Origin of the sequence: Microcystis sp. T1-4 (assembly GCF_000297435.1) — a bacterium.
Lineage (GTDB): Bacteria > Cyanobacteriota > Cyanobacteriia > Cyanobacteriales > Microcystaceae > Microcystis.
In genome coordinates this window covers 1-15,132 of record NZ_CAIP01000290.1, presented here as the reverse complement: position 1 = coordinate 15,132, position 15,132 = coordinate 1, and the positions used below count along the sequence as shown (strand labels likewise).

Sequence of the window (15,132 nt, the reverse complement as noted above, 5' to 3'; positions counted from 1 at the left end):
AAAAGTGATTAAGCGATGATGACCTTAAACACTTTAACGCGAACTGGTTTCTCGCGGAAGGACAGCGGCCACACCTTGGGAGGATAATTCCCGAAAAGCGCTCATGGCCACATCCAAGAGTCGCCGCGGTTGCAATTCTCCTTGAATTAAACCCCAGAGACGTTGCACTTCGGCGGTATGGAGACGGTCATCTTCCGTTAAAGCTAATAGCAATTGACGACGCAGATAACGACCTTCTTCCGAGAGAAGAAAAGTGATGCCTAATTGCGCTGTGGGCAGTAAATCGAAGTTACTTTCCGAGCGAGCCATTGTAATCATGTTTTCTAGGCGTTGCCACTGGAATTTACCGTCTTTGAACAGCACATCCAGTAAACGCCGGCGCAGTTGCGGTGATTCCCCGGTCAGGAGACGTTTAGCAACGTAGGGATAGGCCACTTGGACGATTTTGAAGTTAGGATCGAGGGTGAGGGCTGCCCCTTCTTGGGTGACGAGGGAACGAATAATCAGGGCGAATTTGGCGGGAATCCGGAAGGGATACTCGTACATCAATTCGGAGAAATCATCGGTAATGGTGCGGAAATTGAAGTCACCGACCCTTTGACCGATGGCATTGCCTAAAACTCGTTCTAGCGCTGGAATAATAGGTTTTATATCCGTTTCTGGGGTTAAAAATCCCAGTTTGACAAAGTTGCTGGCTAGGTTTTCGTAGTCTTTGTTAATTAAATCGACGACGCAACTGGCGAGGGTTTCTTTAGTTTCCTCCTCTAACTGGTCCATCATGCCAAAATCGATATAGGCCATGCGACCATCAAAGGTGGCGAAAAGATTACCCGGATGGGGATCAGCATGGAAAAAGCCGTGTTCGAGGAGTTGCTGTAATCCAGAGGTTACGCCGATTTTAACGATATTATTGGGGTCTAATCCTAAAGCTTTGATGTTCTCGGTATCGGTGAGTTTATAGCCATCAATCCATTCCAGGGTGAGGACGCGGCGACCACTATAACGCCAGTAGATACTGGGAACTTTAACTTCGGGGTTATTTTGGAAGTTGGTGGCGAATTTTTCGGCGTTGCGACCTTCGTTTTGATAGTCGATTTCCTCAAAGAGTTTGGTGCCGAATTCATCGACAATCAGGGTGAGGTCGTGGCCGAGATTGAGGGGTAATAAACGGCCGAATTTTTGGGCGGCCCAGCGCATTAGATATAAATCGAGGCTTAAAAGCGCCCGCAGCCCGGGCCGTTGCACTTTAACGGCTACTTCTTCACCGGTGGGGAGTATCGCTTTGTAAACCTGGCCTAAACTAGCGGCAGCCACAGGGGTGGGGGATATTTCCCGATAGGCTTTTTCTACAGGCATCCCCAATTCTGTCTCGATAAGGGCAAAAGCGATGTGGTTATCGAAGGGGGGAAGTTGGTCTTGCAGTTTAACTAATTCGTCTAAAAAGTCTTTGCGAACGAGGTCGGGACGGGTAGAGAGAGCTTGACCGACTTTGATGAAGGTGGGACCCAAACGGGTGAGAATTTGCCTAAGTTCGCTGGCACGCCGGTATTTATTGGCTTCTTCTTGCTTTGTCCATTTGTCCCAGAGGAGACTGAGGAGAAATAATCCTAAAGACCAAATAATCACGAAAGCGCGACCGAACAATTGCCAAGGTTTATAACGGTATTGTTGAGCGATCGCTTCTGCACTGTAAGGAGTGAACTGTGTTTCTTCTCGTTTCCGGTCAGTTTGACTGTCTTGATGCCGACTCACTAGCTAATCTCTATATATCTTACGCCACTTGATATTGTATCTAAGTTCCTGACATCAGTATACAAAACTACACATTATTTAATAATTGTTATAATTCCCTGAGAAATTATAAGTATTTATAACTAGACTGCTGGGGTGAGTTGGGCTGCCCTAACACCCCCAACTGGATATTTAAGCAATTTCATCGGGATTAATGCCCAATTCTCGCAGCTTTTGGGCTAATTTTTCCGCCCGTTGTTGTTCTCTTTCTTTGGCTAATCTTTCCTGTTCTTTGGCTAATCTTTCCCGTTCTTTGGCTAATCTTTCCTGTCGGGCCGACTCTTGAGGGGTGGGAACCAATTCACCCGATTCGGTGAAATAGCGCAATTTATTGGCAAAAATCCCTAAATATAATCCTAGTTGCTTACTCCATAAATAACCGTTTTCATTGGGGGTAATCGGTTGGTATTGTCCCTCGATTAAAGTGAATCCTTGCCATTCTAAAGTATTGGGATCAAACAAAAAATATTCAGGAGTCCGGAAAGTATGCTGATATAGTTCCTTTTTGGCTTTTCTGTCCACATTAGCAGTGGAATCGGAGAGAATTTCGATGATTACATTGGGATATTTACCCCCTTCTCCCCAGACAACCCAACTTTTCCTGGGACGTTTCTCTGTATCTAAAACCACGAAAAAATCTGATCCACAAAAATCTCGCTGTTTCAGTTGTCTTTCGTTATAATAAATAGTCAAATTGCCCGAGGCATAGTAATCGTTTCTATCTTGCCAGAGCCAATCAAGACAAGATAATAATAAAATAATTTGTTGTAAATGCAGATCACTTTCCACGGGTGGTTCATCACTCCATAAATCGGTGGGAGGACAGACAATATCGGTAGCAATATCTAGGGTTGTCATCGTTTATAAACCCATTGAGTCAATTTGGGGTGATTCTAGCCACAAGCCACAATCAATACAATTATATTATAAGTCCGATCGTTTTGCTTGGGGCGCATCTCATTTTTGTAAATCGACTAAGTTGCGATTTTTAAGGGGAAACTTTCTCCTAAAATCGGCCGTTACTTTCGGTTTTATCACTCAATCCAAGCTTTTGGGGGGTAGAACCCCCCAAACCCCTAGGGTTGATTCATAGTAGGGTTGATTCATGAATCAACCCTACCGCGCATTAGTTTTTCGGTGAGATGCTTACACGCGATTGTTCATATTTTTGTACCAATTTAATAGTCACTGATAATTGCTAATTGTCGGTATTTCTGCAAATATGAGATGCACTCCTTAATCTTCCGCTCGGTCTTAGGGAGATTTTTGTCAAGTCTGAACTCGAATTATACTAAATCCGTTGAGTAACGCACAGAAAACGGGTTTCTCCGAGAAACCCGTTTTCTACTCATGCACTCATGCAAAAAGGGGAATAAATAATCAGTTTTTAATAATCAGATTTAGTATTACTTAACAATTCGGTGAAGGTAAATCAACGAGAGCCGTTAATCTTTATTAAGGGAGATTTGCCCTCAATCCCCTTGGTTGAAGGACTTATAAAAACCAGAAAAAAGCAACTAAAATAACAGTGAGAGTGGCGGCAAAAATGAGAGCGTATTCAATTTTCTTATTGATAATACCAATAACCATGACTAGGGTAATTGCCAAAAGAAACACACCGATATAGACTAGATTTTGAGAACCTGAATTAACTAAATTATTATTTAAAGTCGGTGTGGGTGTGGGAGTTTGTAGAATTGTTGATGAGAGACTAATCGTGGGGGTAATGAACATAAATATTTATGACTACCATAGAACTAATTTTATACAGTAAACCGGACTGTCATCTTTGCGAAGGGTTGTTAGAGAAACTAGAAAAAATCCGTCAACCGGACTGGCAGTTAGAAATTAGGGACATTACCAGTCGAGAGGATTGGTTTAACGCTTATCAGTACGAAATCCCCGTCCTCTGTCAAAAACTGGCCACGGGGGAAAAAATCCTTCCTCGTCTTTCCCCCCGGGCAAATGCCGAACAATTAGCCCGTCTTTTAGCAAATAATTTAACCTAGGGGCTAATTACCCGGACTAGGACTAACGACCGGACTCGGAGAGGGAGAAGACTGGGCGACCGGTTGCGGTTTGGCTGCGGGTTTAGATTGATACCATTTAAAGTGTTGGTAGGCCGTGCGTGATATTTGTTGAATCAGAGTCCTAGCGTTACTATCATTGTGGGGACGTTTGACCATCACTGCTCCTAGATAGCGTTTGCCGTTGGGCATATCAATAATCCCCGCATCCCCTAACATAGAGCCAATATCACCGGTTTTATGGGCAATATCGGCGGCTTTCTCGATACCTTGCGGCAGCAGGGTGCGGGTGCGCGTTTCCTGCATAATATTCAATAGACGATCGCGGGAACGTAAACTGAGCAATTCCCCTTGATTAACTTTTCCTAAGATTGTCACCAAATCTCTCGGACTTGTGGTATTGGTTCCTTCCAAGTCAGGTAAAGGGTTATTAATTACCGTACTGGTCAAACCCCAAGCTTGAAAACGCTGATTAAGAGCCTTTTTGCCGCCCATGCGCTTGATTAACATATTAGTAGCGGTATTATCGCTAATTACGTTCATTTTAGTGGCGGTTTCTAGGGCAGTATAGGTTTTATTCACTCCTAGATACTGCATATCCCCGGATCCACTGGCCATGACATCCTTACTGGCCACAAGGGGTTCATCGAGACGAATTTTTCCCGCATCCACATCCTCAAAAAAGGCCACCAGAATGGGGATTTTAATCGTACTAGCGGCGGCAAAAATAGTATCTCCGCGAAAATTAGCGTAAGCACCGTTATCGAGGTCAATAAATAAAGCTCCCGCCTGTAATTTCGGATATTTTACCACTAAAGCCTGTAATTTCTGGTTAAGGCTGCTGAGATTTTCGTTGAAAACTAACGTGGTCGGTTTTGGGGTGACGGGTTTAGGAGTCGGGGAATTAGTAGCGGTGGGTTTTGGGTGTAGGGGTAATTTGCTCGGATCCACCACCGTTAAAACCGTACCAGCGATCGCACCTAAACCGACACCAAGGATAGAGAAGCGAAGAACCTGAAGGAGAAAAGAAGCGATTAGGTTAGGTTTACGTTGTTTTTTTGCCCTTTTAACCGGTAAAGACCTTTTTTGATTGTTTGAGTCCAGGGACCTAGGGGACTCAGGGCCGGATTGGACTTTGGTGGGACGACGAGTTACTTGACGAGTCACGGTTTTCCTCAAGGGTATCCAGATTTATTATCGATCGCTAGGAGAATTTTTTTTCTTGCCCTTGAGACTATCAAGACCGAGAAAAAGTTGCCCGATACTTTCAATATGACCGATAATGCCCCGCAGCAGGGCTAATTCCTCCACCGTGGGCCGGGCCCGATGATAAAATTGCCGGAATTTCTCCATCCTAGCGGCGGCGGTGTGGGGGTAAAGATAGCCAATTTTGAGCAAAAAGCTCTCCAAGTGCTGATAATAGCCTTCTAGAGCCTCAAAAGTGGCATTAGGGAGCGTTTCTAACCGGGGTTCGAGCCTATTTTCCGTCGCCATTTGGTACAGTTCGTAGGAGCAAACCGCCACCGCTTGGGCGAGATTAAGGGAGGAATATTGAGGATTAGCGGGAATACCGACAAAACGCTGGGCGTGGTTCAGTTCGCTGTTACTTAAACCCCGGTCTTCTGGACCAAAAATTAAGGCCGATTCCAGGTTAGGGGTGAGTAACCAGGGTAAGGCGGTCCGGGGTGTTTCGAGGGGAGTATTCAGGTGACGGGGTTTCGAGGTGGTGGCAATGATGCGATGACAACCCTGCAAAGCTTCCCCAAGGGTGGCTACCCGTGAACAGTTTTCTAGGACTTCAATTCCGTGTACTGCCATGCGTCGCGCTTCTTCTGCAAGGATATCACAGGCGGGATTGACGATAATTAAGCGACTTAAGCCCATATTCCGCATAATTCTGGCAGTGGAACCCACATTTAAGGCTCCGGCCGGTTCAACCAAAACAATTCTCAGGCGATCGAGTGGGGAACTCTGATTATTTTCATCTACACTCATAGATAAGGCGCAGTTTTTGACTTTTTAATTTTAATCATGGCACGTCAGGTCTCGAAGTCCGATCTTCCCAGTAAAATTTGTCCCGTTTGCGGTTTATCCTTTACTTGGCGCAAAAAGTGGCAAAACTGTTGGCATGAGGTCAAATACTGTTCAGAACGTTGTCGTCGTCGCAAGTCCTCGGCCAATCAGTAAAAAGCCGAGAATTTTAACTATCAAATAGGCACTCTTGCAAAGGGCAATTTTTAGCTGGGGACTTAGATGGATAATTAATTTTGCTTAGGTACTCTATTAGCTTTTAATTTTACGGCTAATTTAGTAAGCTGATATTTGACTAAATTAACTTTTTCTTAAGAGAATCTGAATGCACATTGCCTGGTTAGGAAAAAAATCTCCTTTTTGCGGTAACGTTACCTATGGGCGAGAAGTGACTAATTCCCTGCTCGATCGAGATTATCAAGTCAGTTTTCTGCATTTTTCCTCCGAAAAACCCACCGTAAGCGATTGGCCCGACTTTTACGACGAAATCACCCTGCCACGTCTCTATAGTTCCCAAGTCTATACTATTCCCACCCTGAAATCGAGTCGGGTTCTACAGGATAAACTCAGGGAACTGAAACCCGATTTAGTTCATGCGTCCTTACCCCTGTCTCCCCTCGATTTTCTGCTACCAGAAATTTGTGAGTCTTTAGATTTGCCTCTGGTGGCGACTTTTCACCCGGCTTTTGATAGTAAAATTCGCAATCTCATCTCCAGTACCCAATTATTAACCTACCAACTACACGCCCCTTTTTTAGCTAATTACGATAAGGTAATTATTTTTTCCACCTCTCAACGGGATTTTTTAGTTAAATTGGGAGTCCCAGAAGAAAAATTAGCCATTATTCCCAATGGGGTTGATGTTAATAAGTATTGTCCAGGACTATCGCATATTAAAGCTCAATATAATGCCGATTGTTTATTTATTTATCTCGGCCGGATCATGCCAGAGAAAAATGTAGAATCTTTATTGAAAGCTTGGAAAAAAACTAATTTAGGGAGTAGATGCAAACTGCTCATTGTTGGCGATGGTCCATTGACTCCTTCCCTCAAACCTTTTTATGGAGAAGAAGATGGTATTATCTGGTTAGGTTTTATCGGCGATGAAAATAAACGAATTGAAATTTTGCGCGGGGTTGACGGCTTTATTTTACCCTCATTAGTGGAAGGTTTATCGATTTCCCTCTTAGAAGCGATGGCCTGCGGTGTTGCTTGTCTGGCTACGGATGTGGGTGCCGATGGGGAAGTGTTAAAAGGTGCGGGAATAGTTCTAGATACTAAAGGACTAATTACCCAATTAAAAACTCTCTTGCCTGTCCTACGAGATCATCCCGAATTAACCACAATTTTAGGTCAAAAAGCCCGTCAAAGAGTTTTAGACTCTTATACTCTCAGTAAAAATATCGATCGCTTACAGTTAGTTTATCAAGAAGTGTTAGCCCAAAAACAATCTTCTCTTAGCTACTTTCACTAAGGAATTTATATGACGATTGCCCGGACAATTTGCTTGGGATTTATGGCGGTAATTTTAGCGGGAACTTCCCTGTTGATGTTGCCTGTTTCTACCACTAGCGGCACTTGGAATGATCCAATTGTTGCCCTCTTTACCTCCACTTCTGCTGTCTGTGTCACGGGTTTAGCAGTGGTAGATACGGGTACTTATTTTTCTTTTTGGGGTCAATTATTTATTGCTTTATTAGTGCAAGTGGGGGGGTTGGGTTATATGACCACTACCACTTTTTTAATGTTATTAGTTGGGCGAAAATTTGACCTGAGACAGAAGTTAGCGATTCAAGAATCCTTTGATCGACCTTTTCTACAAGGTAGTCAAAGTTTAATGAAATCAGTGATTGCTACTACTCTAGTTTTTGAGTTAACAGCAACCTTGATTATGTTAACTGTCTTTGCCCAAAAGTATGATTTTAGATATGCGGTGTGGTTATCTTTATTCCATAGTATTAGTGCTTGGAATAATGCTGGTTTTGGCTTGTTTAAAGATAATTTAATGTCCTATCAGTCTTCAATTATTATTAACTTATCTATCACAGGATTGATCATTTTTGGAGGTATCGGTTATCAGGTAATTATCGAGTTTTACACTTGGTCTATTCACCGCTTTCGATATAAAAGAAAAGGATTTGTTTTTTCCCTTAATTATAAAGTTGCTATCAGTACAACTATATTTTTATTAGTGATAGGAACCTTGGCTTTTTTATTTACTGAACAGGGAAATGGTGACACTTTGGCTAATTTATCAATTAAAGATAAATTGCTGGCCGCTTGGTTCCAATCGGTAACATCGAGAACAGCAGGATTTAATACCATTGATATTGGTAAAATTTCCGTAGAAGGTTTATCAATTACCATGGCTTTGATGTTTATTGGTGCCAGTCCTAGCGGTACAGGGGGCGGTATTAAGACCACAACTTTTAGGATTTTATATAATTGTACCCGCTCGGTTTTAAGAGGCCGTGAAGAAGTTACTCTCTATCAAAGACGCATTCCTACGCCGTTAATTTTAAAGTCAATGGCGGTGGTTTTTGGTTCGGTTATAGCGATTATTATCTCCACCCTAGCTATCTCATTTGTGGAGACAGATTTTCAAATGATTCAACTGTTTTTTGAGGTAGTTTCTGCCTTTGGAACTGTCGGCCTATCTATGGGTATAACTGCCGCTTTATCGCCGATTTCTAAGTTAATTATTGTTTTTATGATGTATCTGGGACGGGTGGGAGTTATACTTTTAATAGCGGCTATTATCGGCGATCCAAAACCAACAGTTATTAACTACCCCGAAGAAAACCTTTTAGTGGGATAATTAATATCAGTTATCAGTTACTGGCACTCATTGACACTAGCATTTTAAATGCGTAACAGTTTAACTTAAAATTATGCAATCAATTAAATTTTTCAGTAGTATGCGTCCCCAAAATCGTCAATTTGCCGTCATCGGATTAGGCAGATTTGGGCGCGCCGTCTGTGAAACCTTACGCAACCAAGGTTATCAAGTGGTAGCGACGGATATTGACGAAGGATTAGTAGTACAAGCGTTATCCGATCGAATAGTAGATAATGCGATCGAGCTTGATTCTACCAAACCTAACGCTCTGCGAGAAGCGGGAATTTTTGAAACCGATACGGTGATTGTCGCTATTGGTAAATACGTGGAAGAAAGTATCATTACTACTCTCAATTGTAAGGAAGCAGGGGTTAATTTTGTCGCCGCTAAAGCCTCCTCAGAAATCCATGGAAAATTACTCAAAAAAGTTGGTGCAGATTTAGTAGTTTTTCCCGAATATGATGCCGGTTGTGAGTTAGCACACCGTTTAACTAGACCATCAATCTTAGAACGATTTGATCTCGATCCCGAACATAGTATTGTCGAGTTAAAAGTCCCAGAAGCTTTTCACGGTAAAACCCTAGCAGAGTTAGAAATTCGTAATCGTTATGGGTTAAATATTGTCGCTGTCGGTAATGCGGAAAAATTCAAGATTAACCCCAATCCCCAAGAAAGATTACACAAGGATTTAGCCATGGTGGTAATTGGTTCTAACCGAGATATTCAGCGTTTACCGATGTAAAATTTAGTCAAATAGATGAAGGCGATTTTTTAGCCGTCAGCCGCCAGACTTCGGCGTGAGACTTCGGACGTTCGGCGAGACTTCGGCGTGAGCTTTTGTCGAACACTTTTTTCTCCTGATATCCCTGATAACTGATAACTGATAACTGATAACTGATAACTGATAACTGATAACTGATAACTGATTAATTTCCTCGCCAAAAGACAATCGAATTATTGAGAGGTTGGATGATAGTGCCGGGATAATAGAAAGCGAGAATTTGTTCAGGAGACCAACCCAAACGGGCTAAATTATAGGAACCAAATTGACTTAATCCTACCCCGTGGCCGAAACCGCCACCAATAAAGTTATAACCCTGGATCTGTCGATTGGTATCGTAGATAGGATCGATGTAGAATAGGGTACTGCGAGGCGGTCCTAAGGCACTACGCACCTCATTTTTATGCAGTTCCAAAATCCCCTTATCGGTTTGAATAGTCATAGTCAGAATCCGACCGGAAGGAGAGCGCTTAGTCACTTCCATCCATTGAATTTTCTGGAAGTGGGCAAGGGGATGTTTTCTGCGTGTTAAATAGGTTTCTAGGTCTTGACTCAAATCAGCTAAAGAAGCTTGTTTTTGCCAGCGAAAAACCCTTCGGCCTGTCTCATTAAAACCATCTTTAAGATTAATAAACTGGCGAAAAGTTGTCTCATTAGCGAGGGATTGTTTCGACAGATCCCAGACTCGATTAGGGGAGTCCACCACTGCCCGGAGATAAGGTCTTTCTTCCCCATCCCACACATCACTAAAGAGGGCAGTTACCCCGCCGGTGGTGGAGGAATAAAGGGCATCCACTAACTCATTTTGGTAGGTTAAAACTAGGCCTCGCGTGGCCGTGATCGCTTGATCAGCCCGGGGATTAGTTCCCGTCAATCCATAATAAACTTGACAATGGGTATCGGCACAGAGTTCGTAATTATCGGCTTGAAAACGGCGCAGATTGCGGAGGGCGTAGGTGCGGGCGATAATAGTTTGCGCCCGGGTGGCACTTTCCGGGGCATCATGACCGATTTCGTGGGGTACAACCCCGCGCAGGTAGGTTTCGAGGGGAACGTTATTAACTAGGGTAAAAGTGCCGTAGGCGTTGGGCTGTAGGCGCATGGTTCCCCCGTACAAACGCACCTGATTGGGGCTATGAGTAACTTGAATCAGGTTTTTTTGGCTCTCGATTTCTAATTCTTTGGGAAAATAGCGCACCCCGTTGATCTGGAAAGAAACTTGCGGCTTTTCTTTGAGTAAAACACTATTAATATAGGGTTGATTGTGGCCTTTTGCTTGCAAACTGGTCAGCAACCAACGCCGCACTAGGGGATTTTCATAAACTTCTCGCTTTGCCCAAACCTGCCAGCGTCCAGGTTGGGTAATTTCTACTTTAATGCCCATTTTTGCCCAATTTTTGGCGCTATTTTCGGCGGTTTCAAAAGTGGCGTGGTCGCTCAAAATGACTTTTTCTTGGAGGATGGGAGAAGCGAGGGGACGGGGAATAACTTCTAATTGTAGGCGATTGGTTTGCAGAGTTTGGGATTGGCCATCTTCTCCCACCACGCGCAGGGTGAGATTATCACCACTGGTACTACTCAGGGTTAATTTTTCCTTGGCTTCATCGCCAAAACGTTGGACAATGCCGACTCTCAGAAGGACATCCTTGGCCATAGCGGCAGGAATTAGGGTTAAACTGAGCAAGATCGCCGCAGTTATGGAACCGATGCTAATTATTGGTTTTTTTTCCTTGATTTTTAGCATAAAGTCAAGTATCTGTTAATAAGTTTTCATAAAATTTGAGGATATTCAGAAATTATAGCAGCAAGCTATCAGCTTTTTAGCCATCAGACTTCGGCGTGAGCTTTTGTCGAACGCTTTTTGCTCCCCACTTCCCACTGATAACTGATTACTGCTCACTGAAAAGTCTCCCCACTTGCCAATTCATAATTCATAATTCATAATTCATAATTCCCATCTAACTTCCCCCATCGCTGATAATGCGTAAACGTACCATTTTTTGCCCACCTTCATCCAGTTCTACTTCGATCACTTCACTGGTTAAACTTTCTAAACAGGTTAACATCGATCGCAGATGGGGATTACTTGCTCCCGTATCCACATAGAGGCGATCGGACAAACTACCTAAACGTTTCCAAGTAGTATAAAGTTTAGCCACGGCCTGCTCTAATTGTGTGGCTTGTTTAACCAGATCCGCCGCCGTATTTAGACAATCGACGCGCAACGCTTCTTCTAGAGCCATTTCAATATCTAAATTACCCCGTCGGAGAGTTTGTACTTGGGCCGCCGCGTCGAGATATTTAGCTAAACTGCGTGCTTCCGAGGTGATTAGTTTTACCGTATCTACATCGGGATTAGCGGCGATTTCTTGACGGAGAGTGTCGATATGAGTATCGGGTAACTTTTCTAATTCTTTCACTAGGGGAGCGAGATGACGCGCCGGTAAACTGCCATCGCTGGCCTTTTCCTTCACTTCATCGGGTAGTAAATCTGAACTCATAGCCGTCCATTCATCGGCCAATTGCTTCACCTCCCGACGGGTAATTCTCTCCCCTTGTCGGGCCGCATCACTGACTAATTTTTGAATTTCGGGGGCAGATTTGGCCGTTTCTACGAAGGCGCGTTTACTAAACTTATTGATACTATCGGGATCCAGTTGTCCTTCCGCCAGGAGAGTATCGGCACTATTAGCCAATTGAATCAGAGCATAAGCTTGACTTTTAGTGATTTCTCGCTGTTTTAACCAGTTTAAAAAGCCTGTACCCCGACTATCACCGCCTTGCTTCTCCCGGTCGCGAATAGCTCGCAAAATTCGCCCCCGCCAGATTTCCGTTTGCAAATCAAAGCGATCGCAGACTTGCCAAAAAGAATCCAGTTGCTGCTGAAAATCATGATCTTGGATGGTTTCATCTTCGGGATCCGGCAGTTGAAAGTTAAACTCTAGAGGCGTTTCAAAGGCATCAATGATCGCGGAGGTGTCGGAGGAGAACGTCGCAGCATCAACCATAGGATAGACTCGGCAGTTAATCGGGCATTTTATCTTAACTCGCTCTGGCAACCCCCGACAAGCCGATTAATCTTCAGCCACATATAGGGAAGTGGGGAAGTGGGGAAGTGGGGAAGTGGGAATTAGGAATTAGGAATTATGAATTAGGGATTGGGGGGACTCGGACTGGTGACAGGTGCGGGAGGTGTTGTCCCGGTCGTGGGACTCGGACCTGTGACAGGTGCAGGAGGTGTTGTCCCGGTCGTGGGACTCGGACTGGTGACAGGTGCGGGAGGTGTTGTCCCGGTCGTGGGACTAGGACCTGTGACAGGTGCAGGAGAAATCGATGGATTGGAAGCGGGATGACGACTCAGGAATTGCCAAGCGATCGCCACCAGCAAACCGAAGACCCCGACAGCGATCGCTGCTAGGACTAGAGGTGAAACGCTAGTACGCGCAGGGGGAGAGGTAGGACTAGAAAGAGAAGAAGATGCAGGGGTGGAAGTGGGTATTGACGTCACCACTTCTTCTCCGGGGCAGGTGTCCCCGCTGGGATCAAAATCTTGGTCATTAAGATTGGCAATAATCCGTTCTTTGGCCTGAGCATAAACTAAAGGCGTGACAGGTTCAGCCGCAGGAACTACCCGACAATAAACTAGGGCGATGGTGGAGTTATCGTGACCGTTTTTCTGGTTAGCTAGTTGTAATAAACTTTCCCCCACGGCGGTTACAGTTTTCTCCCCTTGCAAAAGAGGCACGATTTCACTGTCCCAGTATTGTTCTACCCGATCATAATCACTCAAACCATCGGAACAGAGCAGAAAAACACAATCTTGATCAACAATCAACCTCTGAACTGTGGGATGGAGATTAGTGGCGCTACCCATCCCCAAAGCTTGCACCAAGGCCCCGGCGTTGGGATACTGTATGGCATCACGATAGAGGAGATAGCCTAATTTCACTTCCCGGTCAGCGAGATCATCATCCACCGTCACTTGATGACAACCCTGGGCAGTAATCCAATAGATACGGGAATCCCCCACATGGGCTGCGTACATTTCCTGGGCATGGGCAAAAGCCATAACTAGAGTAGTACCCATGCGCTGACGATCTTGTCTTAATTCCCGATCATTGCGTTGACTGATCAGATCATTGGTGACACGAATCGCCTGTTCGAGGACAAGACTGTGACTATCGGGATAGAATTCAATATCGCTCGTGGGACTGTGATTAATTTCCCTACTCAGGGTTTCGATCGCCAATTGAGCAGCGATTTCGCCCCCTTCCTGACCGCCGATGCCATCACAGACGATTACCAGGGGATTTTGACTATGGGCCAGGGTTATGGCCTGATTAGTCGGGGGATAACAGGCATCCTCGTTGTGTTCCCGCAGCGGACCGGTATCGGTGCAGGTAAAAATCTCATAGGTGCGTTCTTGACCTGCACCGTAGTGCTGTAGTGCATAATCGAGCATAGCGATCAGGGATTCCGGGCGATCGAGATCACCGGATTCTAGCTCTTGGGTCAGGGATGCGAGAAAATCTTGAATATTAGCGGCTGCCGTCGGGATCAGACCTGTCCACAGGGTCCCTAAATCTCGTAGATTGGGAGTGGTAGCCTCGTCTTTACTTAATTCTAGCAATTGCAGCAGTTGATTATTCACTCTGGTCAGAGAAGGGTTGAGCAGACTAGAGACCACAGCTTTTTTCTGGAGGGGATGCCAGAGTTTGGCCATTTGCCATAACCAGTGAATTTGCCTTAAATCGGAAGCTTGCGACCAAACCTCGGCCAGAGTGGGCAATAGTTGCGGATAAATTAATTCTCCCGTTTCATCGAGGGGAATAGTGCCGTATTCTAACAGCCAGATGTCCATATCTAAGCGTTCATCGGGACTGGGAATATAGCCATAGACTTGGGGAATGTGGAGACGGAAGGGTAACAATTTTAGGTAGAGGGAAACCCAGCTAGGAGGTTCGTCTGGCGCTTGGGGTGCTTGAGCGGGTTTAGTATCAAGAACAATTTGTGGTTGTTTGACCAAATAACGATTATCAATTAGCTCACCCAGACGATAATAGGTTCTCACCCAATCACCCATCATCCATAAATAGCGCTTAACTAAAGGAGTACCGCATTTTTCACAGAATCTATTAGTGAGGGCGTTGGGGGATAGACAGGTTAGGTTTTGACATTGGAGGGTTATCACGGAATCCATGAAAACTGCTGACTCCTAAAGCGCGATTAGTATAGGTTAATAAAATAGCGTGTTTTTAGCCCCGTTGACTGCCAGTGTATTGCAGTGTTTCCCAAATTTTACCCTTTGTGGCTCGATCGAGAATAATTAATGCTGACACTGCCATCCCTAGGGGGCTGTCTGGGGTTGGGGAAGTGGGAATTATAAATTATAAATTATGAATTGGGGAGATGGGCAAGTGGGGAAGTGGGGAAGCTGTCTCATCACCCTATCACCCGTTCGGACCTCGGCGTGAGACTTCGGCGTGAGCTTTTGTCGAACGCTCAGTCGAACGCTGATCTCACGGCCGAAGCCCAAAACCCTATCACCCCAGGGTAAGCGTATGTAAAAATGTAGCAAATTATACAGACATCTAAGACAAGTAATGATATTAAATCCGTTGAGTATAGGCTACTTAGGAGGATAGGCAAAAGGCAAAAGGGAA

General features: G+C 44.6%; 13 protein-coding genes. 5 read left to right on the top strand and 8 right to left on the bottom strand.

From position 1 onward, the window contains the following. Positions 1-33: 33 nt before the first annotated feature. The 3 genes from MICAI_RS16235 to MICAI_RS16225 all read right to left on the bottom strand — a co-directional run bounded on the left by MICAI_RS16235 (position 34) and on the right by MICAI_RS16225 (position 3,525). Entirely contained in the window at positions 34-1,752 is a 1,719-nt protein-coding gene (locus tag MICAI_RS16235; protein WP_008204478.1) for an ABC1 kinase family protein, read from the bottom strand. Positions 1,753-1,923: 171 nt separating this feature from the next. Beyond that, positions 1,924-2,649: a Uma2 family endonuclease gene (locus MICAI_RS16230; protein ID WP_008204476.1), complete on the bottom strand. Its 726-nt coding sequence runs from the start codon at positions 2,647-2,649 to the stop codon at positions 1,924-1,926. A 636-nt stretch (positions 2,650-3,285) separates the two neighbouring features. Beyond that, positions 3,286-3,525 carry a hypothetical protein gene (locus MICAI_RS16225; RefSeq protein WP_008204474.1) on the bottom strand — a complete coding sequence of 80 codons (240 nt, stop codon included), beginning with the start codon at positions 3,523-3,525 and terminating at the stop codon, positions 3,286-3,288. Between the two features lie 8 nt (positions 3,526-3,533). On the opposite strand from MICAI_RS16225, the gene MICAI_RS16220 reads away from it, so the two are divergent. Then, positions 3,534-3,800 (top strand): glutaredoxin family protein, encoded by a 267-nt coding sequence (locus MICAI_RS16220; protein WP_008204472.1) that lies wholly within the window; start codon positions 3,534-3,536, stop codon positions 3,798-3,800. Positions 3,801-3,803: 3 nt separating this feature from the next. On the opposite strand, the gene MICAI_RS16215 is transcribed toward MICAI_RS16220, so the two are convergent. After that, on the bottom strand, positions 3,804-4,985 hold the full coding sequence (locus tag MICAI_RS16215) for a serine hydrolase (RefSeq protein ID WP_008204471.1): 1,182 nt from the start codon (positions 4,983-4,985) through the stop codon (positions 3,804-3,806). A gap of 27 nt (positions 4,986-5,012) precedes the next feature. Then, positions 5,013-5,813: an RNA methyltransferase gene (locus tag MICAI_RS16210; protein WP_008204469.1), complete on the bottom strand. Its 801-nt coding sequence runs from the start codon at positions 5,811-5,813 to the stop codon at positions 5,013-5,015. Between the two features lie 36 nt (positions 5,814-5,849). On the opposite strand from MICAI_RS16210, the gene MICAI_RS24180 reads away from it, so the two are divergent. The 4 genes from MICAI_RS24180 (at position 5,850) to MICAI_RS16195 (ending at position 9,430) form a co-directional block, all read left to right on the top strand. Next, entirely contained in the window at positions 5,850-6,005 is a 156-nt protein-coding gene (locus MICAI_RS24180; protein ID WP_002801262.1) for a DUF2256 domain-containing protein, read from the top strand. 169 nt (positions 6,006-6,174) lie between these two features. Then, positions 6,175-7,323, top strand: coding sequence for a glycosyltransferase family 4 protein (locus MICAI_RS16205; protein WP_008204467.1), 1,149 nt, complete (start codon positions 6,175-6,177; stop codon positions 7,321-7,323). 9 nt (positions 7,324-7,332) lie between these two features. Beyond that, entirely contained in the window at positions 7,333-8,667 is a 1,335-nt protein-coding gene (locus MICAI_RS16200) for a TrkH family potassium uptake protein (RefSeq protein WP_008204464.1), read from the top strand. Between the two features lie 73 nt (positions 8,668-8,740). Further along, complete coding sequence (locus tag MICAI_RS16195; protein ID WP_008204462.1) at positions 8,741-9,430, top strand: potassium channel family protein; 690 nt, start codon at positions 8,741-8,743, stop codon at positions 9,428-9,430. Between the two features lie 184 nt (positions 9,431-9,614). Here MICAI_RS16195 and MICAI_RS16190 read toward each other — a convergent pair whose 3' ends face one another. The 3 genes from MICAI_RS16190 to MICAI_RS16180 all read right to left on the bottom strand — a co-directional run bounded on the left by MICAI_RS16190 (position 9,615) and on the right by MICAI_RS16180 (position 14,669). Then, positions 9,615-11,213, bottom strand: a complete 1,599-nt coding sequence (locus MICAI_RS16190) for a SpoIID/LytB domain-containing protein (RefSeq protein ID WP_008204460.1) — start codon at positions 11,211-11,213, stop codon at positions 9,615-9,617. A 214-nt stretch (positions 11,214-11,427) separates the two neighbouring features. Further along, the gene (locus MICAI_RS16185; RefSeq protein WP_008204458.1) at positions 11,428-12,477 is read right to left on the bottom strand and encodes a hypothetical protein; all 1,050 of its coding nucleotides are present in this window, start codon (positions 12,475-12,477) and stop codon (positions 11,428-11,430) included. Between the two features lie 143 nt (positions 12,478-12,620). Then, the gene (locus MICAI_RS16180; protein ID WP_008204456.1) at positions 12,621-14,669 is read right to left on the bottom strand and encodes a PP2C family protein-serine/threonine phosphatase; all 2,049 of its coding nucleotides are present in this window, start codon (positions 14,667-14,669) and stop codon (positions 12,621-12,623) included. Positions 14,670-15,132: the final 463 nt, after the last annotated feature.